Origin of the sequence: Pusillimonas minor (genome assembly GCF_014237865.1) — a bacterium.
Lineage (GTDB): Bacteria > Pseudomonadota > Gammaproteobacteria > Burkholderiales > Burkholderiaceae_B > Neopusillimonas > Neopusillimonas minor.
Map to the genome: position 1 here is coordinate 1 of NZ_JACJUU010000040.1, position 1864 is coordinate 1864.

The 1864-nt window shown below is 60.7% G+C and carries 2 protein-coding genes; both read left to right on the plus strand.

Annotated features, from left to right (window positions below; all coding sequences use genetic code 11):
• Positions 1-323 (plus strand): IS66 family insertion sequence element accessory protein TnpB (gene tnpB, locus GTU67_RS15115; RefSeq protein ID WP_185780804.1); only part of this gene is annotated, 323 nt, incomplete at its 5' end.
• Positions 324-405: 82 nt separating this feature from the next.
• The coding region (gene tnpC / locus GTU67_RS15120; RefSeq protein WP_185780805.1) for an IS66 family transposase at positions 406-1864 on the plus strand (1459 nt) is incomplete at its 3' end.

Sequence of the window (1864 nt, forward strand, 5' to 3'; positions counted from 1 at the left end):
CCCGGGTCTGGCTGGCAGCCGGTGCAACCGATATGCGTCGTGGCTTCGATGGCCTGGCGGCAACGGTGCAGGCCACGCTGCTTGAGGATCCCTTTAGCGGTCATGTGTTTGTCTTTCGTGGGCGCAAGGGCGATCGCATCAAGGTGCTGTGGTGGAGTGGCGACGGCATGTGTCTGCTGGCAAAGCGCTTGGAGCACGGTCATTTCGTGTGGCCCAGCGCCGAATCAGGAGCCGTGCATCTGACCCCCGCGCAGCTATCGATGCTGCTCGAGGGGATCGACTGGCGTCGGCCCGCTCGCACGCATAAACCGACTCAGGTCTAGTGTTAATAAAACGCTTGAGAGCCGCATTTTTATTGGTCTTCCAGCCTTTTATTCATAGAGGAAACAGTCGTTATTTAGTATAATGACGGCCATGCTCAACCGCACCCAACTGCCCGACAATATCGACGCCCTGAAGGCGTTGCTGTCGGCCAAATCCGCCCAGATCGATGCCTTCGAGCAAGAGCGCGCGGCGTGGCAGGTAGAGCGCGAAGCCCTGCGGCAGGATAAGCAGGGCGATCAACAAGAAATTGCCCGTCTGACGCTGTTGCTCGATAAACTACGGCGCGCCTTGTTCGGCCAGAAGTCTGAGAAGCTTGCGGGCCAAATCGATCAATTGCAGCTCGAACTCGAAGAGCTGCACATTAACCAGGGCGAACGCGCGCAAAGCATTGAATCGGCCCAAGCGCCTGCCTCGCGCCCCGCGCCGCAGCGTCGGCCATTACCCGAGCACTTACCGTGCGAGGTGCATGAACATCTTCCCAAGGAGTCTGCCTGCCCCGACTGCGGCGGCGCGTGGACGCGCTTGGGCGAGGACGTGAGCAATGTGCTGGAACACGTGCCGGCCAGCTTTAGAATCGTTCGCCATGTGCGCCCACGCCTGGCGTGCAGTTGTTGCGAGCGGATGGCGCAAGCGCCCGCGCCCAGCCGCCCCATTGCCCGCAGCTTCGCGGGGCCAGGGCTATTGAGCCATGTCATGGTCAGCAAATATCTGGACCATCAACCGCTGTACCGCCAGTGCCAGATCTACGAGCGCGAGAACGTGAGTTTAAGTGAGAGCACCGTCGGTGACTGGGTCGGTGGGGTGCACCAATTGCTGCGCCCTTTACTGGAGGCGCTACGCCGCCACGTCTTTAGCGCCGACAAACTGCATACGGACGATACCCCGATCAACGTACTTGCGCCGGGCACTGGCAAGACACGCCAGGCGCGCCTGTGGGTCTATGCTCGTGATGATCGGCCCAGTGGCGATACGACAGCGCCGGCCATGTGGATACGTTACTCGCCCGATCGGCGCGGCATCCACCCGCAAACGCACCTGAAGGATTACATCGGTATCCTACAGGCCGATGCGTTTGCCGGGTACGACAAGATTTATGAATCAGGCCGTGTGCTAGAGGCCGGATGCTGGGCGCACGCCCGACGTAAGTTCTACGACATCCACGTTAAAAGTGCCACGCCCATTACGACGCACGTGCTTGATCGGATCGCCGCCCTCTACAAGATTGAGTCCAGCATCCGCGGTAGCCCAGCGGACGTACGGCGAAGGGTTCGCCAGGAACACGCCAAGCCCCTCGCCATCGCGCTGCATGCCTGGCTGCGCGAACAGTTGACGACCATCTCGCGCAAATCGAATACGGCCGACGCCATCGCTTATGCCATGAATCAGTGGCAGGCACTGGTGCGTTATCTGGACGATGGGCGCATTGAGATCGACAACAATACCGCCGAGCGAGCGTTGCGCGGGGTAGCCCTGGGCAGGAAAAACTACCTGTTTCTGGGATCCGACGCGGGCGGTGAACGCGCGGCCACGATGTACAGCC